The sequence below is a fragment of the Streptomyces sp. NPDC104371 genome (genome assembly GCF_055583785.1).
Window position 1 is genome coordinate 424696 of the sequence record NZ_JBVJNF010000002.1, and the last position, 22407, is coordinate 447102.

At 72.0% G+C, this 22407-nt stretch carries 16 protein-coding genes; 7 read left to right on the plus strand and 9 right to left on the minus strand.

The window, feature by feature from the left end; translation table 11 throughout:
- Positions 1 to 279 precede the first annotated feature (279 nt).
- On the plus strand, positions 280 to 1068 hold the full coding sequence (locus tag ACZ60T_RS07765; RefSeq protein ID WP_469665213.1) for a protein phosphatase 2C domain-containing protein: 789 nt from the start codon (positions 280 to 282) through the stop codon (positions 1066 to 1068).
- Between the two features lie 22 nt (positions 1069 to 1090).
- On the opposite strand, the gene ACZ60T_RS07770 is transcribed toward ACZ60T_RS07765, so the two are convergent.
- A complete protein-coding gene (locus ACZ60T_RS07770; protein ID WP_365623054.1) occupies positions 1091 to 1537 on the minus strand; it encodes a MarR family winged helix-turn-helix transcriptional regulator in 447 nt (148 codons plus the stop codon).
- 385 nt (positions 1538 to 1922) lie between these two features.
- Between ACZ60T_RS07770 and ACZ60T_RS07775 the strand changes: the two genes are divergently transcribed.
- The 5 genes from ACZ60T_RS07775 (at position 1923) to ACZ60T_RS07795 (ending at position 9540) form a co-directional block, all read left to right on the plus strand.
- Complete coding sequence (locus ACZ60T_RS07775) at positions 1923 to 2741, plus strand: lysozyme (protein ID WP_365622270.1); 819 nt, start codon at positions 1923 to 1925, stop codon at positions 2739 to 2741.
- Between the two features lie 97 nt (positions 2742 to 2838).
- Entirely contained in the window at positions 2839 to 3525 is a 687-nt protein-coding gene (locus ACZ60T_RS07780) for a spermidine synthase family protein (RefSeq protein WP_365622267.1), read from the plus strand.
- A gap of 112 nt (positions 3526 to 3637) precedes the next feature.
- A complete protein-coding gene (locus ACZ60T_RS07785) occupies positions 3638 to 4375 on the plus strand; it encodes a response regulator transcription factor (RefSeq protein ID WP_252422343.1) in 738 nt (245 codons plus the stop codon).
- A complete protein-coding gene (locus tag ACZ60T_RS07790; protein WP_365622264.1) occupies positions 4372 to 5478 on the plus strand; it encodes a sensor histidine kinase in 1107 nt (368 codons plus the stop codon). Before ACZ60T_RS07785 ends, ACZ60T_RS07790 begins: the two co-directional genes overlap by 4 nt.
- A gap of 285 nt (positions 5479 to 5763) precedes the next feature.
- Positions 5764 to 9540, plus strand: a complete 3777-nt coding sequence (locus ACZ60T_RS07795; protein WP_469665214.1) for a multifunctional oxoglutarate decarboxylase/oxoglutarate dehydrogenase thiamine pyrophosphate-binding subunit/dihydrolipoyllysine-residue succinyltransferase subunit — start codon at positions 5764 to 5766, stop codon at positions 9538 to 9540.
- An 87-nt stretch (positions 9541 to 9627) separates the two neighbouring features.
- Here the strand turns inward: ACZ60T_RS07795 and fxsT are convergent, their stop codons facing one another.
- The 8 genes from fxsT to ACZ60T_RS07835 form a co-directional block, all read right to left on the minus strand.
- Positions 9628 to 12588, minus strand: coding sequence for an FxSxx-COOH system tetratricopeptide repeat protein (gene fxsT / locus ACZ60T_RS07800; protein ID WP_469665215.1), 2961 nt, complete (start codon positions 12586 to 12588; stop codon positions 9628 to 9630).
- 86 nt (positions 12589 to 12674) lie between these two features.
- Entirely contained in the window at positions 12675 to 13895 is a 1221-nt protein-coding gene (locus ACZ60T_RS07805; protein WP_469665216.1) for an FxsB family cyclophane-forming radical SAM/SPASM peptide maturase, read from the minus strand.
- Entirely contained in the window at positions 13892 to 14041 is a 150-nt protein-coding gene (locus ACZ60T_RS07810; protein ID WP_365622252.1) for a hypothetical protein, read from the minus strand. The genes ACZ60T_RS07805 and ACZ60T_RS07810 overlap by 4 nt, the downstream gene beginning before the upstream one ends.
- Entirely contained in the window at positions 14038 to 17319 is a 3282-nt protein-coding gene (locus ACZ60T_RS07815) for an SAV_2336 N-terminal domain-related protein (RefSeq protein WP_469665217.1), read from the minus strand. The genes ACZ60T_RS07810 and ACZ60T_RS07815 overlap by 4 nt, the downstream gene beginning before the upstream one ends.
- A gap of 5 nt (positions 17320 to 17324) precedes the next feature.
- Positions 17325 to 18320, minus strand: coding sequence for an AAA family ATPase (locus tag ACZ60T_RS07820; protein WP_469665218.1), 996 nt, complete (start codon positions 18318 to 18320; stop codon positions 17325 to 17327).
- 148 nt (positions 18321 to 18468) lie between these two features.
- Positions 18469 to 20427 (minus strand): VMAP-C domain-containing protein, encoded by a 1959-nt coding sequence (locus tag ACZ60T_RS07825; RefSeq protein ID WP_469665219.1) that lies wholly within the window; start codon positions 20425 to 20427, stop codon positions 18469 to 18471.
- Positions 20420 to 20779, minus strand: coding sequence for a CU044_2847 family protein (locus ACZ60T_RS07830; RefSeq protein WP_365622240.1), 360 nt, complete (start codon positions 20777 to 20779; stop codon positions 20420 to 20422). The genes ACZ60T_RS07825 and ACZ60T_RS07830 overlap by 8 nt, the downstream gene beginning before the upstream one ends.
- A gap of 222 nt (positions 20780 to 21001) precedes the next feature.
- Positions 21002 to 21181 (minus strand): DUF6104 family protein, encoded by a 180-nt coding sequence (locus tag ACZ60T_RS07835; RefSeq protein ID WP_236239996.1) that lies wholly within the window; start codon positions 21179 to 21181, stop codon positions 21002 to 21004.
- Between the two features lie 287 nt (positions 21182 to 21468).
- Between ACZ60T_RS07835 and ACZ60T_RS07840 the strand changes: the two genes are divergently transcribed.
- Positions 21469 to 22407 carry a DUF4097 family beta strand repeat-containing protein gene (locus ACZ60T_RS07840; RefSeq protein WP_469665220.1) on the plus strand — a complete coding sequence of 313 codons (939 nt, stop codon included), beginning with the start codon at positions 21469 to 21471 and terminating at the stop codon, positions 22405 to 22407.

A 22407-nucleotide genomic window follows, 5' to 3' on the forward strand; every position in this document is an offset into this window, starting at 1 on the left:
CCCAGTGCCGGTGGGCGGCGATCCCGCTTCCCCTGTCCCGCCACCCGAAGGAGTGAACCCTGGCGGGGAGTTGGCGGGCAAGTCCCTCTGGCCCATGCCAGGGCCTTGCGCGGCGGGCCGGTTGGACGTCGGCGGCACACTTTGGCAGTATTCGCCGCCACGTTTCCCTGGAATTGATCATTCCGTCCCAAATCAGGCACCTGACCTGCCCGGTCGCGCCGTGGCGGCGATCGATGCAGGCCGTTATGGGCCGGTGAAGAGGTCGTGCAGACTGGCCGGATGCGTACGGAACTCATCTCCGAGCCCGGCGACCCGGCGCGCCCCGACGAGGACTTCGCCGCACTCGCGCTTCCGGCCTCAGGACAAGGCGGAGCGCTGGTGGTCCTGGACGGGGTGACGCCCCCCGAGGACGGTGACGGCTGCATGCACTCCGTCCCCTGGTTCTGTGCGCGCCTCGGTGGCGCGCTGACCGAACTGTCCGGTTCCCGCAGGGATCTGACGCTTCGAGAGATCCTCTCCCACGCCATCCTCCGTACCGCCGAGTCCCACGCGTTCACCTGTGACCTTTCTCACCCGCGTACCCCTCAGGCAACAGTGGCCCTCGCCCGCTGGTCCGCGACCGAGGTGGAGTATCTGGTCCTCGCCGACTCGGCCCTGCTCTGCGAGGCACCGGACGGCACGGTCACGGCCTTCGTGGACGACCGGCTGGCCCGGCTGCCGCGCGCGAGCCTGGCGACGGACGCGCTCGTCGACGCCACGGTGCGCAACAAGGAGGGCGGCTTCTTCACGGCCGCCGCGGACCCGGCCGTGGCGGACCGCGCGGTGGCGGGCGAGGTGCCGCGCGCCGCGGTGCGCTCGCTCGTGGCCCTGACGGACGGCGCGGCCCGCTGGACGGAGATGTTCCGCGCGGGCGACTGGGAGGAACTGGTCCGCGTCGTCCGCGCGGAGGGCGCGGCGGCGCTGGTGGCGCGCGTCCGCGCGCTGGAGACGGCCGACCGTGCGGCGCGGACGTATCTGCGGCGGGGCAAGACGCACGACGACGCGACGGTCGTGTACGTGGAGCCCTGAGCGGCGGGCCGGAGCGCCTGTCCTACTTCTCCATGACGAGGTTCAACTGGCGGATCAGGCGCGCCAGTTCGGCCACCTCGTGCCGGTCCCAGTCGGAGAGCTGGCGCACGTACCGCGCGCGGCGCGCCTCGCGCACGCTGCCCACGCGGTCGCTGCCCTCCGCGGTGAGGTGGACCAGCCAGGCCCGGCCGTCCGCCGGGTCGGGCTCGCGGGCCACGAGGCCCAGCTCCTCCAGGGCGCGCAACTGGCGGGACATGGTCGCCTTGCCGACGCCGACATAGGCCGCGAGGTCGGTCGCGCGCTGCCCGCCGCACTCGTCGAGGCGGACCAGGAGTCCGTACGCGGCCGACTCCAGATCGGGGTGGACCTCGCGGGCCATCTCGCCCTGGCTGGCCCGCGCCCGGCGCAGGAACACCGTCAACTCGCGTTCCAGGGAGAGGAATTCCTGGTCGGCGGCGCCGTGACCGATGCCGCGAGCGCAGCCGTGACCGGCGCCGTCGCCGCTGCCGTCGCCCGGCTCGCCGGAGGGCACCGGACGCTCCTCGCCGTTTCCGTCCTCGCGCACGTCAGCACCCCTGCCCTGGTTTCCCGATCCTGAAAGTTTCCGCCGGGCATCGCCGTTGCCGCAGCTAGGCCAGTATTTCGCAGGATTAGACCAACGGCAGACCCCGGCCCCTCTTCTCAAGCCCGCGCTCCACGTGTCAGCTTCCTTGGCAGATAGTGGCATGCCCACGCCATCAAGGAAGCGCGGAGGACCCCGACTCTCCCCGCGTCCGGCGCGGGTGTGCCGACGCACCGAGCATTCCCCCCACCGAGCTCCACCGAGCTCCCACCGAGCGACTCGGAGGCACGTCATGCCCGTGCACAGACCCGGATCGGTCCGGCGCCCGCGCTTGTTCGCGGCCGGCACCCTGCTCGCAGCGTTCTCCCTCCTGTTCTCCCTGCCGGCCCACGCCGCCGACACGCCCGCGCGCGGCTCCGCCACCATGGGGATGGGCGTCCTGGCGCACGACGGCCAGGACGGCAGGCCCAGCGGCGCCGACGCCACCCAGACCGAAGGCGTCGACGTCTCCGGCTACCAGGGCAACGTGGCCTGGTCGACCCTGTGGGGCAGCGGGGTCAAGTGGGCCTACACCAAGGCCAGCGAGGGGACGTACTACACGAACCCCTACTTCACCCAGCAGTACAACGGCTCCTACGACGTCGGGATGATCCGCGGCTCGTACCACTTCGCGACCCCGGACACCACCAGCGGCGCCACCCAGGCCAACTACTTCGTGGACCACGGGGGCGGCTGGTCCAAGGACGGCAAGACCCTGCCCGGCGTGCTCGACATCGAGTGGAACCCGTACGGCGACGCCTGCTACGGCAAGTCGGCGAGCGCGATGGTCAGTTGGATCACCGACTTCCTGAACACGTACAAGGCGCGCACCAGTCGGGACGCCGTGATCTACACGGCCACGAGCTGGTGGACCCAGTGCACCGGCAACTACAGCGGCTTCGCCTCCAAGAACCCGCTGTGGATCGCCCGTTACGCCTCCGACCCGGGCACGCTCCCGGCCGGGTGGTCGTACTACACGATGTGGCAGTACACGTCGTCCGGCCCGACGGTCGGTGACCACGACAAGTTCAACGGCGCGCTGGACCGGGTCCAGGCGCTGGCGAACGGCTGACCCACGACAGAAGGCGAAGGCCCGGGGCTCCCGCGCGGAACCCGGGCCTTTCCCCTGCGGTGGTCCCGTCGCGCCCCGCTTGACCACAATGGGACCCATGCCTCATCCGGACCACACCTACGACGCCCCCCGGATCCTGGACCGCCGCGAGGGCCCCCACGGCGAAGTCGTGCTGCGCCGCCACGGCGAATTGCTCCAGATCATCGCGAACGGCTGCTTCCTGATGGACACGTCCGACGGCCGCTCGGAGCGGCTGCTCGTCGACCTCGCCCGCGACGCACTCGCCGGACGCCCGCGGCCTCATGTGCTGATCGGGGGCCTCGGGGTCGGGTTCTCGCTCGCACACGCCGCCGCCGACCCGCGCTGGGGCCGGATCACCGTGGTCGAACGCGAGCGCGCCATCGTCGACTGGCACCTCGACGGACCGCTGTCCGCGCTCTCCGCCGAGGCCCTCGCCGACCCCCGTACGGACATCCTGGAAGCCGATCTCGTCCGCCATCTCCATGAGACGTCGGACACGTACGACGCCTTGTGCCTCGACATCGACAACGGGCCCGACTGGACGGTCACTCAGGACAACGACAGCCTGTACTCGGGGACCGGACTGGCGAGTTGTGCAAGGGTGTTGAGGCCTGGTGGCATCCTCGCGGTATGGTCCGCGCAGCCCTCTCCGGAATTCGAAGGAACCCTACGGAATGCCGGGTTCCAGCATGTGCGTACCGAAGAGGTCCCCGTTGCCCGGGGCGTTCCCGACGTCGTGCACCTGGCGGTCAGACCTGGATAGCCGACTCGCGGTCACTCCCCGTACGCTGCTTCCCTGACGCGGATCACTCATGCGTCAGGCGCAGTCATGGGATCACCCCACGGATTCCGGAAAGCACACTCAGGGGCGGGCGATGGAGCAGACACACACCTCGCACAACGGCACGACGGCGACCCCGGGCGCCCAACGGCGGGTCCTCGTGGTCGAGGACGACCCGACGATCGTCGACGCCATCGCCGCCCGCCTGCGCGCGGAGGGATTCCTCGTGCAAACGGCGGGGGACGGCCCGGCGGCGGTGGACACGGCCGAGGCCTGGCAGCCCGACCTGCTGATCCTCGACATCATGCTGCCGGGCTTCGACGGCCTGGAGGTCTGCCGCCGGGTCCAGGCACAGCGCCCGGTACCGGTGCTGATGCTCACCGCGCGCGACGACGAGACGGACATGCTGGTCGGGCTCGGCGTCGGCGCCGACGACTACATGACCAAGCCGTTCTCCATGCGGGAGTTGGCGGCGCGGGTGCATGTACTGCTGCGCCGGATGGAGCGGGCCGCGCTGGCCGCCGCGACGCCGCGCAGCGGCATGCTGCGCCTCGGCGAGCTGGAGATCGACCACGCGCAGCGCCGGGTCCGGGTGCGCAGCGAGGACGTCCATCTGACGCCCACCGAGTTCGATCTGCTGGTGTGCCTGGCCAACACCCCGCGCGCCGTGCTCTCGCGCGAGCAGCTCCTCGCGGAGGTGTGGGACTGGGCGGACGCCTCCGGCACCCGCACCGTGGACAGCCACATCAAGGCCCTGCGGCGGAAGATCGGCGCGGAGCGCATCCGCACCGTGCACGGCGTCGGCTACGCGCTGGAGACACCGACGCCATGAGCGGCGGGCCGGACCGGCGCAAGAGCCCCGAGGACTCCTGGGGCAGTGTCCGCCCCTTCTCGGTCAAGACCAAGCTGGGCGCGCTGGTCGTCATCTCGGTGCTGATCACCACGGGTCTGCTGCTGATCGCGGTGCGCACGGCGACCGAGCTGCGCTTCATCACGGTGTTCTCGATGATCGCGACGCTGCTGATCACGCAGTTCGTGGCGCACTCGCTGACCGCGCCGCTGGACGAGATGAACGCCGTGGCCCGCTCCATCTCGCACGGCGACTACTCGCGCCGGGTCCGTGACCACCGCCGGGACGAGCTGGGCGATCTGGCCCACACGATCAACCTCATGGCCGACGAGCTGGAGGCCCAGGACCGCCAGCGCAAGGAGCTGGTGGCCAACGTCTCGCACGAGCTGCGCACGCCCACCGCGGCCCTGCGCGCGGTGCTGGAGAACATCGTGGACGGGGTCACGCAGGCCGACCCCGAGACCATGCGCACGGCGCTGAAGCAGACGGAGCGCCTCGGGCGCCTGGTGGAGACGCTGCTGGACCTCTCGCGGCTGGACAACGGCGTGGTCCCGCTGACCAAGCGCCGCTTCGAGGTGTGGCCGTATCTCTCGGGCGTGCTCAAGGAGGCCCAGATGGTGTCCTCCGCGCGCGCAGGCCTCGCCTCCGGCTCCGGCAGTCACACGCGCACGGACGTCCATCTGCGCCTCGACGTCTCGCCGCCGGAGCTGACGGCGCGCGCGGACCCCGAGCGGCTGCACCAGGTCGTCGCCAATCTGGTGGACAACGCGGTCAAGCACAGCCCCCCGCACGGCCGGGTCACGGTGAAGGCCCGGAGCGGCCCCGCGAAGGAGTCGCTGGTGCTGGAGGTCGTGGACGAGGGCCCCGGCATCCCGCAGTCGGAGTGGCACCGCGTCTTCGAGCGTTTCAACCGCGGCGCGGTGAGCCGGCCGCACGGGCCGGGCAGCGACGGCGGTACGGGCCTCGGCCTCGCGATCGCCCGCTGGGCGGTGGACCTGCACGGTGGCCGGATCGGCGTGGCCGAATCCGCGCGCGGCTGCCGGATCAGGGTCACCCTTCCGGGAGAGCCTTCCGTCTCAAGTTGACGTAAAGTTCGAAAGGGAAGAACAAGATCCTTGTCCGCCCCGCGGACGGACACCCTGTTGATCAGGCAGCGGCCCGCGCGCTCTTCGCGTCGGGTCGGCGTCGCCGTACCCGTCACACACCGGAACCTCGCTTGTTTCCCGCCATTTACACCCCCGAAACGCGCTTTCCGATGTGACATACACGACGATGACACGGTCCGACCTGACCTTCCCGGTCAGGGAGGCGTAGCCTTAATCCCCGCTGTCCATCACCTTGCGAAGAAGCGGAAGAGGGCGGTTGCCGCCGTGTCGCCACAGTCCCCCAGTAACTCGAGCGTCTCGACCGACGACCAAACCGGGAAGAACCCGGCAGCCGCGTTCGGTCCGAACGAGTGGCTCGTCGACGAGATCTATCAGCAGTACCTCCAGGACCCGAATTCGGTAGACCGTGCCTGGTGGGACTTCTTCGCCGACTACAAGCCGGGGGCGCCCGCCGCCTCCCCGGCCGCGGCGAGCACTGCCACCACGACGGCCCCGGCCGCGTCCACCCCGGCGGCCCCCGCCGCCCCTGCGACCCCCGCAGTGCCGCAGGCCCCGGCCGCCCCGGCGCCGGCTGCCCCGCAGCCCGCCGCGCCTGCGCCCGCCAAGCCCGTCGCCGCGCAGCCCGCGGCACCCGCCAAGCCGAAGAAGGACGAGTCCGTGGCCGAGGCCCCCGCTGGCCCCGAACTGCTGACGCTGCGCGGCCCCGCCGCCGCCGTCGCGAAGAACATGACCGCCTCCCTGGAGCTGCCCACGGCCACGTCCGTGCGCGCGGTCCCGGTGAAGCTGCTCTTCGACAACCGCATCGTCATCAACAACCACCTCAAGCGCGCCCGGGGCGGGAAGATCTCCTTCACGCACCTGATCGGCTACGCGATGGTGCAGGCCATCAAGGCCATGCCGTCGATGAACTGGTCGTTCGCGCAGAAGGACGGCAAGCCGACCCTGGTCAAGCCGGAGCACATCAACTTCGGCCTCGCCATCGACCTGGTGAAGCCGAACGGTGACCGGCAGCTCGTCGTCGCGGCGATCAAGAAGGCCGAGACCCTGAACTTCTTCGAGTTCTGGCAGGCCTACGAGGACATCGTCCGCCGCGCCCGCGACGGCAAGCTGACGATGGACGACTTCACCGGCGTGACGGTCTCCCTCACCAACCCCGGCGGCCTCGGCACCGTCCACTCCGTGCCGCGCCTGATGCCCGGCCAGTCGGTGATCATGGGCGTCGGCTCCATGGACTACCCGGCGGAGTTCCAGGGCACCTCCCAGGACACCCTGAACAAGCTCGGCATCTCGAAGGTCATGACGCTCACGTCGACCTACGACCACCGGGTGATCCAGGGCGCCGCCTCCGGCGAGTTCCTGCGCGTCGTCGCGAACCTCCTCCTCGGTGAGAAGGGCTTCTACGACGAGATCTTCAAGGCCCTGCGCATCCCCTACGAGCCGGTCCGCTGGCTCAAGGACATCGACGCCTCGCACGACGACGACGTCACCAAGGCCGCGCGGGTCTTCGAGCTGATCCACTCCTACCGGGTCCGCGGCCATGTCATGGCCGACACCGACCCGCTGGAGTACCAGCAGCGCAAGCACCCCGACCTGGACATCACCGAGCACGGCCTCACCCTGTGGGACCTGGAGCGCGAGTTCGCCGTCGGCGGCTTCGCCGGCAAGTCGATGATGAAGCTGCGCGACATCCTCGGTGTGCTGCGCGACTCGTACTGCCGCACCACCGGCATCGAGTACATGCACATCCAGGACCCCAAGCAGCGCAAGTGGATCCAGGACCGGGTGGAGCGCCCGCACTCCAAGCCGGAGCGCGAGGAGCAGTTGCGCATCCTGCGCCGTCTGAACGCGGCGGAGGCCTTCGAGACGTTCCTGCAGACCAAGTACGTCGGCCAGAAGCGCTTCTCCCTGGAGGGCGGCGAGTCCGTCATCCCGCTGCTCGACGCGGTGATCGACAGCGCTGCCGAGTCGCGGCTGGACGAGGTCGTCATCGGCATGGCCCACCGCGGCCGGCTCAACGTCCTCGCCAACATCGTCGGCAAGTCGTACGCGCAGATCTTCCGTGAGTTCGAGGGCAACCTCGACCCGAAGTCGATGCACGGCTCCGGCGACGTGAAGTACCACCTGGGCGCCGACGGCACCTTCACGGGCCTGGACGGCGAGCAGATCAAGGTCTCCCTGGTCGCGAACCCCTCGCACCTGGAGGCGGTGGACCCGGTCCTCGAGGGTGTCTCCCGCGCCAAGCAGGACATCATCAACAAGGGCGGCACGGACTTCACGGTCATGCCGGTGGCGATCCACGGCGACGCGGCCTTCGCGGGCCAGGGCGTGGTGGCCGAGACCCTGAACATGTCGCAGCTCCGCGGCTACCGCACGGGCGGCACGGTCCACATCGTCATCAACAACCAGGTCGGCTTCACGGCGGCCCCGGAGTCCTCCCGCTCCTCGATGTACGCCACGGACGTGGCCCGCATGATCGAGGCCCCGATCTTCCACGTGAACGGCGACGACCCGGAGGCGGTCGTGCGCGTCGCGCGCCTGGCCTTCGAGTTCCGCCAGGCGTTCAACAAGGACGTGGTGATCGACCTCATCTGCTACCGCCGCCGCGGTCACAACGAGTCGGACAACCCGGCCTTCACGCAGCCGCTGATGTACGACCTGATCGACAAGAAGCGCTCGGTGCGCAAGCTGTACACCGAGTCTCTGATCGGCCGGGGCGACATCACCCTGGAAGAGGCCGAGCAGGCCCTCCAGGACTACCAGGGCCAGCTCGAGAAGGTCTTCACGGAGGTCCGCGAGGCCACCTCGCAGCCCGCCGAGGCCGCCGCGCCCGGCCCGCTGGACGGCTTCCCGGTGGCGGTCGACACGGCCGTGTCCGCCGAGGTCGTCAAGCGGATCGCCGAGTCCCAGGTCAACATCCCCGACCACATCACCGTCCACCCGCGCCTGCTGCCGCAGCTCCAGCGCCGTGCGGTGATGGTCGAGGACGGCACGATCGACTGGGGCATGGGCGAGACCCTCGCCATCGGCTCGCTGCTGCTCGAGGGCGTCCCGGTCCGGCTGTCCGGCCAGGACTCCCAGCGCGGCACCTTCGGCCAGCGCCACGCGGTGATCATCGACCGCGAGTCCGGCGAGGAGTACACGCCGCTGCAGTACCTGGCCGAGGACCAGGCGCGGCTGAACGTCTACAACTCGCTGCTGTCCGAGTACGCGGCGATGGGCTTCGAGTACGGCTACTCGCTGGCCCGACCGAACGCGCTCGTGATGTGGGAGGCGCAGTTCGGTGACTTCGTCAACGGCGCGCAGACCGTCGTGGACGAGTTCATCTCCTCGGCCGAGCAGAAGTGGGGCCAGACGTCCGGCGTCACGCTTCTGCTCCCGCACGGCTACGAGGGCCAGGGCCCGGACCACTCCTCGGCCCGCCCAGAGCGGTTCCTCCAGCTCTGCGCCCAGAACAACATGACGGTGGCCATGCCCACGCTCCCGTCGAACTACTTCCACCTCCTGCGGTGGCAGTCGCACAACCCGCACCACAAGCCGCTGGTGGTCTTCACGCCGAAGTCGATGCTGCGCCTCAAGGCCGCCGCGTCCAAGGCGGAGGAGTTCACCACGGGCCAGTTCCGTCCGGTCATCGGGGACGCCTCGGTGGACCCGGCCGCCGTCCGCAAGGTCGTCTTCACGGCGGGCAAGGTCTACTACGACCTCGACGCCGAGCGCCGCAAGCGCGGGGTGACGGACACGGCGATCATCCGGCTCGAGCGCCTGTACCCGCTGCCGGGTGCCGAGCTCCAGGCGGAGATCGCCAAGTACCCGAACGCCGAGAAGTACCTGTGGGCCCAGGAAGAGCCGGCGAACCAGGGCGCGTGGCCGTTCATCGCCCTGAACCTCATCGACCACCTGGACCTGGCGGTCGGCGCCGACATCCCGGCGGGCGAGCGGCTGCGCCGTATCTCCCGTCCGCACGGCTCCTCCCCGGCCGTCGGTTCCGCGAAGCGGCACCAGGCGGAGCAGGAGCAGCTCATGCGCGAGGTGTTCGAGGCCTGAGCGGCTGAGCACGGCTGACGACAGGGCCCGGCCCCGGGAGTTCTTCCCGGGGCCGGGCCCTTCGGCATGTCCGGTGCCTGTCGCCGGTCAGATCGGCTGAGGCTCGAAGTCCCAGTGCGGGCGGTGGCGTTCGAGGATGCGGCGGATGTGCGGATGATCGGCGCCGAGGAGCCCGGTGAGCCGGGTGGCCGCGTCCCGGCGCAGCGCCTCGGCCTCCTCGTGCTCCCCCAGCCCGGCCAGGTCGACCGCGAGTCCGGCCCGCAGGCTGATGGTGAGGATATGGGCGTCGCTCAGGGTGCGCGCGGCCCGCTCGGCGCTCTCGCGGCCCAGGGCGGCCGCGGCCTCGGTGTCGCCGTCGGCGGCGAGCGCGGCGACCTGGTTCTTGGCGCAGCCGATGGTCCAGGGATGGTCGGCGCCCACCGCCTCCTCCATCTGGGCGCGGACACCGCGGGACAGTTCGAGCGCCTCCCGGTCCTCGCCCGCCTCGCGCAGCAGGACGGCGACGTTGTCCCGCGCCCCGATCGCGTACGGATGGTGGTCGCCGAGCTGGGCCGCGTACTGTCCCGCGCTGAACTCGGCCAGTTCCCGGGCCTCTTCGATACGGCCGAGGTCGCGCAGCAGCATCGCGTAGTCGCAGGTGACCATCAGGGACTCGGGGTGCTGGGGGCCGCGGCGGCCCAGCAGCCTGCGCCGGGCCGCGCCCATCATGGCCTCCGCGAACTGGAGGTCGCCGACGCGGCGGGCGCACAGGGCGAGGTTGTGCTCGGCGAGCAGGGTCTGGCTGTGGTGGCGGCCCAACGCCTGGCTGTGGGCTCGGGAGTTGTGGCCCTGGATGGCCAGCGCCTCGCGGTAGTCGCCGAGCAGCCGCAGCATCCAGGCCGTGCCCAGCGCGGAGTTGAGGGTGAGCGGGTGCTTCCCGCCGAGGACCTCCACGCGGGCCTCGAAGACCTTCAGATGCAGGGAGAGCGAGTCGGCGTAGTGACCCTGGAGGCCGAGGGCGACCGCGAGGTTGCTGCGGAGCGCGAGGGTGCGCGGCACATGCTCGTCGCCGAGTTCGGCGGCGGCGATCGAGGCGGCCTCCTCGAACAGAGCGCCCGCCTCGTCGTACCGGGCGAGCGCCATGAGCGTGCCGCCGAGGCCGTCCTTGGCGCGGATCAGCTCGATGGGGCGGGTGTTCCCGGCGACCTCCAGCCGCTGGAGGATGTCGCGGCCGACGCTCTCGGCCTCCGCGTACTTCCCCAGTCTGCGGAGCATGTTGGCGAGTTGGTGGACCGCGACGAGGACGTTGCGGTCGGTGGGCGCGGCGGTGGCGCCCCAGTTCTCCACGGCCATGCGGCTCAGCCACCAGCCGTCGTGGTACTCGCCCCGCATCCGCAGGTATTCGATGCAGTTGAGGACGAGTTCACGGACGTCGTCGTCGGGCGACTCCAGGGCCCGGGACGGTTCCAGATGCGGGATGAGGGCCGCGTACCGGGCCCCGTTGGCGGTCGAGGCGGGGTCGCGCGGGTCGGCGGAGACCAGGACCCTGCGGGCGGCGGCCGAGTAGCGCGCGGCGTCGTCGGGTGACTGGATGGAGCGCACGAACCGGTGGAAGAGGCGGTGCATGCGCAGCGTGCCGACGGTCTGCGTGTCCATCCGCGGGTTCTGCTCGTACTCGATGCGCATGGAGGTGATCTCGGACAGCTTGCGCAGGGCGGTGTTCCAACTGCTGGGCTCGGCGACCAACTCGGCCAGCTCGGGCGGCAGATCGCCGTGCCGGGCCGTCTGGAGCAGCCGTACGGGGACGACGTCCGGGGAGAAGCAGACCAGCAGGTTGAGCAACTGCCAGGCTGATTCGGCCCCTTCGCGCAGGCTGTTGACGAGCTTGGCCCAGGCGACCTCGAAGCTCTGCGGGTACTGGCCGGAGGCCATGACCCCGAACCGGTCGGGCCGCCCGTCCCGGATGTCCCGGAGATACGCGTCCACGGGCACCGCGGGGTTCAGGTCCAGCCAGGTGGCCGTCTGGTCGAGCAGCAGCGGCATGTCCTCGACGGCCTCGGCGAGCCGCTCGGCCTGCTCGTCGCTCAGGCGCGCGGTGCGACGCCCGACGAACGCGACGCTCTCCTGGCGCTCGAACACCGGGATGGTGACGGTCTCGGCGTGGGCGCCCCAGTCGGTGCGGTACGTGGTGATCAGGACGTGCCCGCGCCCCTCCGGGAGGAGATCGAGCACCCGGTCGGGGTCCTCGGCCCCGTCCAGGACCATCAGCCAGGGCCGGATCGTGCGGTCCAACTCCCGTCGTACGGCCTTGATGGTGGCCGCGAGGTCCGCGGCGTCCGGCAGCCCCAGCCGTGACGCGAGTTCGGCGAACTGCTCGCGTGCGGTGACCCGTTGGGCGGCGTTGACCCACCACACGATGTCGTACTCACCGGCGAACCGGTGGACGTACTCCAGCGCGAGCTGTGTCTTGCCGAAGCCGCCCGGACCGAGCAGCACCACGGCGGCGCCCTCGGTACGGCCCGCGGAGAAGGCTCCGTACATCTTCTCCAGCAGTTCGGTCCGCCCGATGAAGCGGCGGTTGCGGCGCGGGGCCTGCCACACCTCCGGCGGGTCGTCCGGGAAGCGGGGGCCGCGGCGCAGGTCGACCAGGATGCCGGGGGCCGGGACGCCCGCGCACTCCAGGACCCGGCTGCGCGCCACTTCCGGGCGCAGGCCGCGCAGTTCGACCGGTGCGAGGGCGATGACCTCCTCGGGCATGGGCCGGGCGGTGACGCTCACGGCGGCGAGCCGGTCGCGGTAGGCCGGAAGTCCCTGTCGCAGGACGTCCGCCCACGCCGTGAACCGCTCGCGGCCGAGCCGCTCGTACCAGTCGTCGAGCAGGAGCAGGACCCGCCCCGGCGCGCTCAGCAGGTCGGCGAGCGCCTCCACGGTCGGTGGTCGGCGCAGCGGGTTCCATCTGATGAGCGTCGTGGCCCGGCCCGCGGCCTGGATCTGGTGGTCGATCCACCGGGCCCAGGACTCACTCTGCCCGGCGAAGACCACCGTGACGTGTTCCAGCTCCGCCGTCATCTCGCCGTCCCCTCAATTGAACCCGGTCACGACTGTCCACACGTCCGTCAATTGTGCGTCAAGGCAGTTGTGCCACAGGTGAGTTGTCATGAGCTTCCGCTTCGGCCCGTCGTACGGGCGGTGTGTTCCAGCCGGTGCGCGATGTGCCGTATGAGTCGTTCCAGGTCGGCGCAGTAGACGCTGGGGTGGTGGAAGCCGGTGCCGGATGCGTACCGGTGGACGTAGTTGCCGCCTCCGCACACCTTCCCCACCGGGCAGTCCAGGCACTCCTTCGCGAGCGCGCCCTCGCCCAACTGCCGTGCGGCGATGCCGGGATGGCGCAGCGCGGCGTCGAAGGTGTGCCGGAAGACGTCGAGTCCGGTCTCCGCCGCGCCCGGATAGGCCGACCGCAGCGAGTCGACCTGCTCGATCGCGCCGTCCGTCTCGATCACGACGGCGGCCATCGGCGAGAGCCCCACCGCCTCGGCCGAACTGGGCGCGCCGAGCAGCAGCGCGGCGATCTCCTGGAAGAGCCGCACCCGCGTCGGAGGCCGCCGCTCGTCCCACCAGGCGTCGAAGACGGCGGCCAGCCAGTCGCCGTACGGGGTGGGCCGCGGCCGGTGCCGTCCGGGGCTGCCGGGGCTCGAACCCGGCGGCGGATGGGCCCAGTTGGCGTGCGGGAGCAGGAAGTCCACACCGGGCGGGTCCAGTGCGCGCAGGGAGCGGTAGACGTCCAGGGGATCGGTGTCCGCGTCGATGGTGCACAGGACTCCGGCGTACGTGGCCGGGCGCGCCGCGAGCCGGACGGCGGCGGCCCGCGCGGCGGACCAGGCGGGGCGCCCGGCGTGGTCGACGCGGCGGGCGTTGTGGGCGGCGCGTCCCCCGTCGAGGCTGAGCCCGACCCGGATACCGGCCCGCGCGAGCCGGTCGAGGACGGCGTCGGTGAGACGGGTGCCGTTGGTCTGCACGGTGGCGGTGACCGCGCAGTGCGCGGGGACGGCCTCGCGGACGGCGCGGGCGTAGGCGAGGACGGGCGCGGGACCGGCGAGCAGGGGCTCGCCGCCGTGGAGTTCGATCCGGATGCGGTCGAGGCCGTGGGTGCGTACGTGCTCGGCGACGCGGGCGGCGGTGCGGTGCATCGTACGGCGGTCGGCGCGGTGCGGGCGATCGCGCCAGCCGTGGTCCTGGCCCTGGTAGAGGTAGCAGTAGGCGCAGTCGAGATTGCAGCGGCTGTGCAGCTTGAGCACGAACTGCCGGAAGGGGGTGGGCCGGTGGGCCCCGGCGTCGAGGAGGGCGTGCGGCCAGCGCGGGTGCGGGTGGGCGGTCACGGCGCGTCTTCGTAGTGCGCGACGACGGTGGACTCCCCGTCCCGGGCGCGGACTTCGGCGAGGACCGCGGCCAGCACCGGGTGATCGGTGTGCTCTGGCGGGGTGATCTCCGGGAGGGGTCTGGGGGTGTTGTCGGGAGTGGTCACTCGTCGGGCGCTTCCGGAGCCAGGCGGGAGATGTGGGTGCGGAGGGCGTCGATGGTGTCGGGGTTCCCGGTGAGGTCGAGTGCGGTGCGGAATTCGGTCAACGCGGCTTCGGGCTGGCCCAGTTGCTCCCGGACGCGGCCTCGCGCCTCATGGGCGTCGGAGAGCAGTTCGTCGTCCCCGGCCGCGCGGGCGTGGACGGCGGCCCGGGAGAAGCAGTCGAGCGCCTCGTTCTGGCGCGGTCGCGCGTCCGCGTGCGCGGCCAGCAGGACGAGCGCCGCTCCCCGGCTCATCCACGCCTTGGCCAGGAACGCCTGGTCGTCGGAGCCGCGGATGGCCTCGCCGAACAGCCACTCGGCTTCGTACAGGTCGGACTGGACGAGCTGTGCTCCGTACCGCAGGACGTGGGCGTACGCCAGGGTTCCTCTCCGTCGTGGCAGCTCCGGATCGTCCGGCGGGGAGTCGTCGACCGCGCGCCGCAGCAGGTCGATGGCCTTGGCGATGTCCTGGGGCCGCGCGGGTGTCCCCGCCCGGCGGATCAGGGCCGCGGCGAAGTCGGCCAGCACGGCGGGCCGCCGGGGATCGTCCTCGCTCAGCAGCCATTCGGCGTCCGTCCAGGCCACGATCGCGCTGTCCAGATCGGCCGGGGCCTTGGTCTTCCTGAACCGGGCGCGGTGGATCCGGGCGGCTTGCATCGCGCACTCGAGCCTCAGTTCGGGGTCGCCGCCCGCCGTGATCAGCGCGTGTTCCAGTACATGCGCGAGCCGGTCGGGCTCCGGCCGGTCGGCGATCTCCTCGGCGGAGGCCAGGTCCAGCCAGGCCCGGCAGTGCTCGGCGGCGGACAGTCCGCTGCCGTCGTTGGCCGCCACCAGGAGGTCGTCCGCGGCACGCGAGGCCAGGTCCGCCGCGCGCCCGGGGTCGGGGACCACTGCCTCGATCGGCCCCCGCCCCTGGTAGTGCCGCGCCAGGTCGAGCCAGACGCGTCCCCGTACGAGGTGGGCGGGCTCCGCGACGTGGAGGTCGATCCGCACGCTCGCGGCTTCGGCCGCCCGGAGCAGATGCAGTACGTACCACTCCTCGGGGCCGAGGTCTTCCCCGGTGCCGGGGCCCGCTTCCGCCAGGGCCCGGCGCACCTCCGTCAGTGTGCCCCCGGCGACCGACAGCCGCTCAGGCGTCCCCCCGTCGCTCAGCACCGCCGTGAGGTCCCGGTCCGCCACGCACAGCAGCAGGGCGTACGCGTGGTCCTCGGCGCTCCCCGGCATCGTGCCCGCCCACGCGCGCAGGCTGTCCGGGATGCCCGGGAAGCCGATGCCCCGGGTGCGTACCTTCCGCGCCTGAGCCCAGCAGACCAGACCCCGTACGAGCCTTCCGTCGAGGGTCAGCGGCCTTCGGCCGTCGAGCGACTCCCAGGCTTCCCGAAGGTCCTCCCCCACGCCCCGTACCTGCCAGCGGGCCAACAGCCCCTGGGCCAGGGCTTCGTGGGCGGCCCCCTGGCCCGCTTGCGTCCGGGCGATCCCGGTGGCCCGTCGCAAGTACTCCACCGCGGCGTCGAGTTCGCGGGTGAGGCCCTCCCGCGCGAACCGCGCGAGCGCCGCGCGGCCCTTCTCCAGCAGTTCCCTGTCGTTGAGTTCGGGGCGGACCGGCACCACCGGCATACGGGCGCCGAGGTCCCGCAGCACCTCCGCCGACACCTCGGCGAACGCCCGCAGGCCGACCGGCTCGTCCTCGCCCGGTCCGCCCGTGGGCGGCAGAAGCTGCTCGGGGGGCACCGCGCCGTGCAGGAACGCCCCTGCCAGCGCGGGGAAGTTGCGCACACTGCGGCCGAACTTCCGTCCCACGTACTCGGAGCAGTGCTTGAACAGCAGCTCGGCGTCCTCGACGGTCAGCCGCGTGCGCAGCTCCGTGGCGACCCCGGGCAGGAACTCGTAGCGCACGCCGTCGGGTCGGCCGGTGTCCTCGCGGCGTCGGACGAGGCCGCTGAGCAGCACCTCGGAGAGCACATCGGGTCCGCTGCGGGCGAGCATCGCGTGCTGGACCAGTTGCATCACGGGCAGATGGAGCGGCACCGCGGTCAGATACACGGCCAGGCGGCGCGCCTCCGAGGAGGCGGGGCGCCAGAAGGCGCGCACGCGCTCGGCTCCGCTGAGGTCCGCCGTGGCCCGTACCGGCGCCGCGGACGGCGCGTGGTCGGCCCGCACCCATCCGGCCGCCGCGTCCAGGGACTGTCCCGTGGCCCCGGACACCAGCCGCGCCCAGCCCTCCACCGACGCGCGCCGCGGCGCGAGCACGGGCACGGGCAGCGCCCCGCGCTCCGTACGTCCCCGCTCGGGCCGGAACTCCAGGGCGCCCGCGGGCCCTTCGCGGCGGTGCAACAGCCCGCGCCGGGCGGGCAGATGGGTGCGCAGCCACATGCGTTGCGGCAGCGGTTGTACGACGGCTACGGGTGCCGTCGCGGCCCAGCGGTGCAGCAGCCGCTGCATGGCGCCGCCACGCCACATCGGCCCGGCGCAGTCGCTGAGCACCAGAGTGACACGCCGTCCCGTCGGGTCGCTGAGCTGCTCCGGAGCGTGGAGCGGGCCGGTGGGCTCGGGGGTGGCGGAGCAGCCGGGCAGGCCGCCCGGCGCCTCGTGCAGATACTGGACCTGCACCTCGCGGAAGGCTCCGGCGCGCGCGCAGACCTGTTGCAGTTCGTCGAGGGCCTGCTGCCACACCACCGTGGAGGTGGAGACGTCCATCACGAGCAGCATCCGGGCCTCGCGGCGCCGGTCGGTGCGCAGGACGGGCAGCACGAGCCCGGACTCGGCGGCCCGTTCGGCCGTGGCGGTCTCGTCCAGGACGCGCGGGACGGGCCGTACGGGCGCGCGGTAGCGCTGGAGGGGGCGTAACCCCCGTTGCAGGGCGAGGGGTTCGGGGAGGGCGGGCGCGGCCGGGACGCCTATCGGCGCCAACGGGACGGCGGTACCGGTCTCCCCTGGTTCGGGCGCGAACAGCCGGGCCGCGTCCGGTGGTTGCGGCTCGGCGTGCTCGGCCGGGAGCCGGGGGTGCCGCACGCTCGGAGGCAACGGGCTGGTGTCATCCTGCCGTTGGGAGCCGCCGTCCGGTGTGTGTGCCTCTGCCGGGTCGGGCCGCTCCGCCGTGGCGGGCAGCCAATGGGCCAGCCACAGCGCGTCGGCGAGCTCCTCGACGCCCGGCACGATCCCCGCGTCCCGCAGGCGCGCCACCAGCGCCGTGAGCGCGGGGCTCACGACGTCGGCGAGGGGACCGGGCGCCCGGGAGGTCATGGCGGCTACCGCGGCCCTCGGTCGAGGGGCTGCATCAGCAGCTCCGAGAGTTCCTCGCGCCGCTCGGAAGCGTCCCGCGCGGCATGCTGGGCGAGGAAGATCGCGTTGAGCAGTTGGTCGGTGGGGCGCAGCGCGCCGTCCGCCCCGGCGCGGGTGAACCGTTCGACGATGTCGCGGTTGTCGTCGTACCCCAGTGACCCGAAGTGCGCCTGGACGAGGGCGGCGAGGCGTTCGTCGCGCGGGGCCTTGAGGTCGAGCGGGATGCAGCGGCGCAGCAGCGGGGTGGGGAACTCCCGCTCGCGGTTGCTGGTCAGGACGACGAACGGAAAGGTACGGCAGCGTACTTGGCCGCCGGTCACGGCCACCCGGCGGCCGTCGTCCGTGAGGACCTCGACCACCGGGGTCCGGTCGGCGATCCGCTCCAGCTCGGGAAGGGCGAAGCGGCCTTCCTCCAGGACGTTCAACAGATCGTTGGGCAGGTCGATGTCGCTCTTGTCCAGCTCGTCGATGAGCAGCACGCGGGGCCGGTCCGCGGCGAGCAGCGCGGTGCCGAGCGGGCCGAGCTTGATGTACCGGCCGATGTCCTGCGCCGAGGCGTCGCCGGGCAGTTGGGCGTCCTGAAGACGGCTGATGGCGTCGTAGGTGTAGAGCCCCTCGCGCAGTTCGCTGCGGCTGACGATCGGCCACTCCAGGACCCGGCCGAGGCCGAGTTCATGGGCGATGGAGTGCGCGAGCGTCGACTTGCCGACGCCGGGTTCGCCGGTGACGAGCAGGGGGCGCCGCAAGTACAGGGCGGCGTTGATGAGTTCGAGGGTCTCGGCGTCCTGGACGGGCAGCGGGACGGGCTTGCCGAGCCTGCGGCCGGTGGCCGAGTCGAGGTCCGGCACCTCGTAGGCCACGGGCGGGGCGTCGAAGGCCCGCCACGGCGGTGGCGGCGGCAGCCCCTCGATCCTGCTCGGATCGGGTTGCCCGGTGCCCTGGTAGATGAACCACTCGCTCATGCTGTGCTCCTCGCCGACGGTCGGTGGTGATCCACGTCCTGGCCGACGGGGGCGTTGTGCGCCCGCAACGGGCCCCTGAAACCGTACCCGTGATCAGCCGGTCGCGGAGGGTGTTTCGGCCATGCGCGGCGCGCGCTCGACGCGGCGTTCACAGCGGCGCGTCCAAGGTCTCGGCCTCCTCGGGAGGCAAGGGGCGGCGTGGATCGTCGTACAGAAGCGCCATCGGCTCGGCCCAGGCGCGGTCGGCCCGGTGCTCGCTGATGTCCTGGCGTACCTGCCGTAAGCGGTCGGGGAGTTCGGCGAGCGCTCCCATGGTGCCGAGCAGTTCCTCCACGCGCGCGTAGAGCGTGTCGCACGCTTCCGGGCAGGCGCGCGAGGCGTGTCCGTCGATGTGCCAGAGCGCGACGCCGTGGCCGTTCTCCAGCGCGAGCCGCAGGGAGGTGCGCCCGGGTTCGCGCCCGGCGGGCCGGCACATCACCGGGATACGGTCGAAGGCGGCCTCGCGGTAGCCGCGGGCGCTCGGGACGTCGTGCCGCGCGGGGGTGCGCCAGGCGCGGAAGCGGCGTCGGCCGAGCATGGCCTGCCAGCGCTCCGTCCACAACTTGTCCGGATCCCCACGGCGTTCGAGGGCGCGCAGCACCACGCGGCGGCGTACCGCGAGATGCCCGGTGTCATGGAGTTCCGCGATGTCGTCGAACCGCCAGCGGTGCACCGCGGTGTCGAAGTGGCCTGCGGGCAGGGCGACTTCGAGGGGTACGGGGCTGCCGTCGCGGTCCTTGGCGCGCAGCAGTCTGCCGAGCGGCTCGCGCAGCTCCCGGACGAGATCCTCGGGCGCGCAGCCGTGGACGGAGGCGTCCGCCTCGTACATCTCGGGGTCGCCCTCGCCGTCGTCGTACCAGATCTGCCAGAAGAAGCGGGCCGGGTCCGCTCCGATCACCGGGTCGAGCAGGACGGCGACGGTGGGGCCCTCGCCGGGCCCGGGGTAGGGGATGACGATCTGGTCCGGCAGGTCCTCGGGGGCGGGCCTGAGCGCCGCGGGGAGGCTGACCTCGCGGACGAAGTCGTGCATGGGCTTGCGTGGTTCCTTGCGCAGCCGCCGGTCGATCCATCGGCCGAGCGCGGCGCAGTCCCCGCGCCGGGAGTCTATGTACGTCTCGACGTGCTTCAGGTAGCGCAGGAAGGTGAGCGCGTCGAGCGGCTGGACGCCCTCGTAGAGCAGCCCGTAGCCGTCGCGCCAGGTCAGCAACTCGGGTGTGCCGCCGGGCCACTTGTTGCCGCTGCGGGCCTTGGCCGCCAGGAGTTCGACGGTGGGCGCGTCGGGTGGTGCGGGCAGGTCGGCGAGCAGCCGCAGGGCCTCGCGGCGGTCGGCCGGGGTCCACCGCTCGCCGCCGCCGGTCGACGGGCCGCCCTGGAGGTCGATCCAGTTGTCCCCGGCGGCGGACTGCGGCTCGTCGCCGTGCCAGCGGTCATGGGCGGCCATGACCGTGCGGTAGGTGTCCCCGAAGCGGCGCAGCGCGGAGATCGCCACCGCCTTGCCGCCGTCCTGCTGTCTGCGGCGCGACTTGATCAGCCCGACGACGGCTCCGGTCCCGGGGTCGAGCAGCGGGCCGCCCGAGACGCCGGCCGGGAGTTCGATGTCCGGCTTGATGATCAGCCCGTAGGTGTCCTCATGGCCGTTGATCTCGGCGTCCACGCTCCGGAAGTGCGTCTCGGGCGGGCCGGGGTAGAAGCCGCACGCCTTGAGGGCACCGGAGTGCCGTACGGCGCGGTCGGCGAGCCACACGCATTCGTGCGGATGCTCGTCGGGGTCGCCCGCCAGCCGCACCAGGGCCAGGTCCTCCTCCGGCGGGACGGTGGGGCAGCGCGGGTCGGTGAGCAGCCACTGCGCGAGGTGGGCCTCGGCGTCGACGCCCTCGCCGCGCACCCGGAAGCCGAGGGTGCGGTCGGCCGCCAGATGGGGGCGCAGGACGTGGGCCGCGGTCAGCACCCATCCGGGCGCGACGAAGAAGCCACTGCCCCACAGCGGCCGGTCGTCGCCGTCGGCGGCCAGCAGATGGACGGTGGCGGCGCGGGCGAGGTCGCAGAGTCTGTCGTTGCGCTCAGTCATGCGCCGCCGGGTCCCCGTCGCCGGGTGTGGCGGGCTGGGCGTCGAACTGCCAGGTGAGGGTGACCTGCAGGGAGGCCTTGGCCTCGCCTCGGGCCAGCACGGCGACGGCCAGCCCCTCCTTCGCGGCGAGTTCCACCCCGAAGGTGATGGACGCCTCGCTGGGCTTCGCCGCGCGGGCGGCGTCGAGGACGCTGCCGCCCACGCCCCTGATCAGGTCCTGCAACTGGTCCATCTTGGCGAGGGCCGCGTCCGTGAAGCCGACGTCCTCCTGTTCCCCGTACGCCTCCCCCGCGCCGATCCGGGCGGTGATCACCGTGCCGTCCGGCAGCCGGACGTCCTGGATGTGGCTCATGCCGCTCCCCCGTCGAGTCCTTGCGTCTCTACGGCCGACTGCGGTCGGCCGTCACGTGAACTGCGACGAGGCTAGTGGCCGTAGCGGTTGCGGGCGAGAGGTTCGCGGTCGCTGCGCGAAAGGGCGGGGCACCCCGTCGGGGCGCCCCGCCCTGAGGCACGGCCTGGCCCCACCCTGAGGCACGGCCTGGCCCCGCCCTGAGGCAAGGCCTGGATCAGAGCCCTACTCGTCGTCCTCGTCGTCCAGCCGCGCCAGCCACGTGGCCAGCCGCTCCACCGGCACCTCGAAGTCCGGGTTGAGGTCGACGAACGTACGGAACTGTTCGGCGAGCCATTCGAAGGTGACCTCTTCCTCGCCGCGCCGCTTCTCCAGCTCCTCGATGCCTCGGTCGGTGAAATACAACTCTTGCTCCAGTTGCGAACGAAGTTCCAGACAGGCCCACAGGCCCTGGGCTCACCCCTCAGGGTAGGCCGTGGGCCGTCCCGCCCGCGGTCCGGAGGTGCGTCGCGACGGTCTCGCTCGCCGACCGCGACGGGTCGTCACCGGAACGAGTGTCTTGACTCCGCCACACCGCGATATATCGTGTTCTTACGAGGACGCGATATGGCGCGTCGTGTCCTGTCCGGTCGAGTCATCCGGCTCCGGCCCTGTCCCGCCGCGCGGTCCGGCCCGTTCCAGGAGGTCAGCACATGTCCGAGTGGTCCATCGCAGAGCCGAGGAGGCTCACCTTCGACGCGCCGGTGACGGCGTTGCACGTGCGCATCGTCAACGGCACGGTGAACGTGGTGGGCGGCGACGAGGGTTCCGCCCGCCTCGAGGTGTCGGAGGTGGAGGGCCCGCCCCTGGTGGTGACCCAGAAGGACGGCACGCTGACCGTGGCGTACGACGACCTCCCCTGGAAGGGCTTCCTCAAGTGGCTCGACCCCAGGGGCCGGCGCCGCAGCGCGGTGGTCTCCCTGACGGTCCCGGCGTCCACCCGCGTGGAGGTCGGCGTGGTCGGGGCCAATGCCGTGATCTCCGGGATCGACGGCGGCGCCGACGTGAAGGGCGTCACGGGAGATGCCACGCTGGTCGGCCTGAGCGGCCCGGTCCATGCGGCGACGGTGTCGGGGAGCGTGGAGATCCAGGGCGTCTCCGGCGAGTTGCGGCTCAATTCCGTCAACGGCGATCTGACCGTCGTCGAGGGCGCCTGCCCCCGGGTGAAGGCGGACTCGGTGAGCGGCTCGATCATCCTGGACCTGGCCCCCACGGGCGGCCCCACCGACGTCCGGCTGACGAGCGTCTCGGGTGAGATCGCCATCCGGCTCCCCGACGCGGTGGACGCGGCGATCGACGCGAACACCACGAGCGGCGCCGTGTCGAACGCCTTCGACGAACTGCGCGTGAGCGGCGAGTGGGGCACGAAGAGGGTCACCGGCCGCCTGGGCCGAGGCAACGGCACACTGAAGGCGACCGCGGTCTCCGGCGCCATCGCCCTCCTGCGCCGCCCGCCCTCGGAGGACGAACCGGGGGACGAGCCCTGGGACAAGGAGCCGAGGCTCAAGAACGCGATACCCGAGCCGCGCGACGCGTCCGACGATTCCTCCGACGGCACGACGCCCGGTCCGACCGAGCGGAAGGGGCTCTGA

What these genes read in the sequence shown, in the direction of transcription:
- ACZ60T_RS07840 (WP_469665220.1), top strand. Translation starts at nt 21,469, where the DNA reads ATGTCCGAGTGGTCCATCGCAGAGCCGAGGAGGCTCACCTTCGACGCG.
- ACZ60T_RS07820 (WP_469665218.1), bottom strand. Translation starts at nt 18,320, where the DNA reads ATGAGCGAGTGGTTCATCTACCAGGGCACCGGGCAACCCGATCCGAGC.
- ACZ60T_RS07815 (WP_469665217.1), bottom strand. Translation starts at nt 17,319, where the DNA reads ATGACCTCCCGGGCGCCCGGTCCCCTCGCCGACGTCGTGAGCCCCGCG.
- ACZ60T_RS07790 (WP_365622264.1), top strand. Translation starts at nt 4,372, where the DNA reads ATGAGCGGCGGGCCGGACCGGCGCAAGAGCCCCGAGGACTCCTGGGGC.
- ACZ60T_RS07775 (WP_365622270.1), top strand. Translation starts at nt 1,923, where the DNA reads ATGCCCGTGCACAGACCCGGATCGGTCCGGCGCCCGCGCTTGTTCGCG.
- ACZ60T_RS07765 (WP_469665213.1), top strand. Translation starts at nt 280, where the DNA reads ATGCGTACGGAACTCATCTCCGAGCCCGGCGACCCGGCGCGCCCCGAC.
- fxsT (WP_469665215.1), bottom strand. Translation starts at nt 12,588, where the DNA reads ATGACGGCGGAGCTGGAACACGTCACGGTGGTCTTCGCCGGGCAGAGT.
- ACZ60T_RS07780 (WP_365622267.1), top strand. Translation starts at nt 2,839, where the DNA reads ATGCCTCATCCGGACCACACCTACGACGCCCCCCGGATCCTGGACCGC.
- ACZ60T_RS07785 (WP_252422343.1), top strand. Translation starts at nt 3,638, where the DNA reads ATGGAGCAGACACACACCTCGCACAACGGCACGACGGCGACCCCGGGC.
- ACZ60T_RS07830 (WP_365622240.1), bottom strand. Translation starts at nt 20,779, where the DNA reads ATGAGCCACATCCAGGACGTCCGGCTGCCGGACGGCACGGTGATCACC.
- ACZ60T_RS07825 (WP_469665219.1), bottom strand. Translation starts at nt 20,427, where the DNA reads ATGACTGAGCGCAACGACAGACTCTGCGACCTCGCCCGCGCCGCCACC.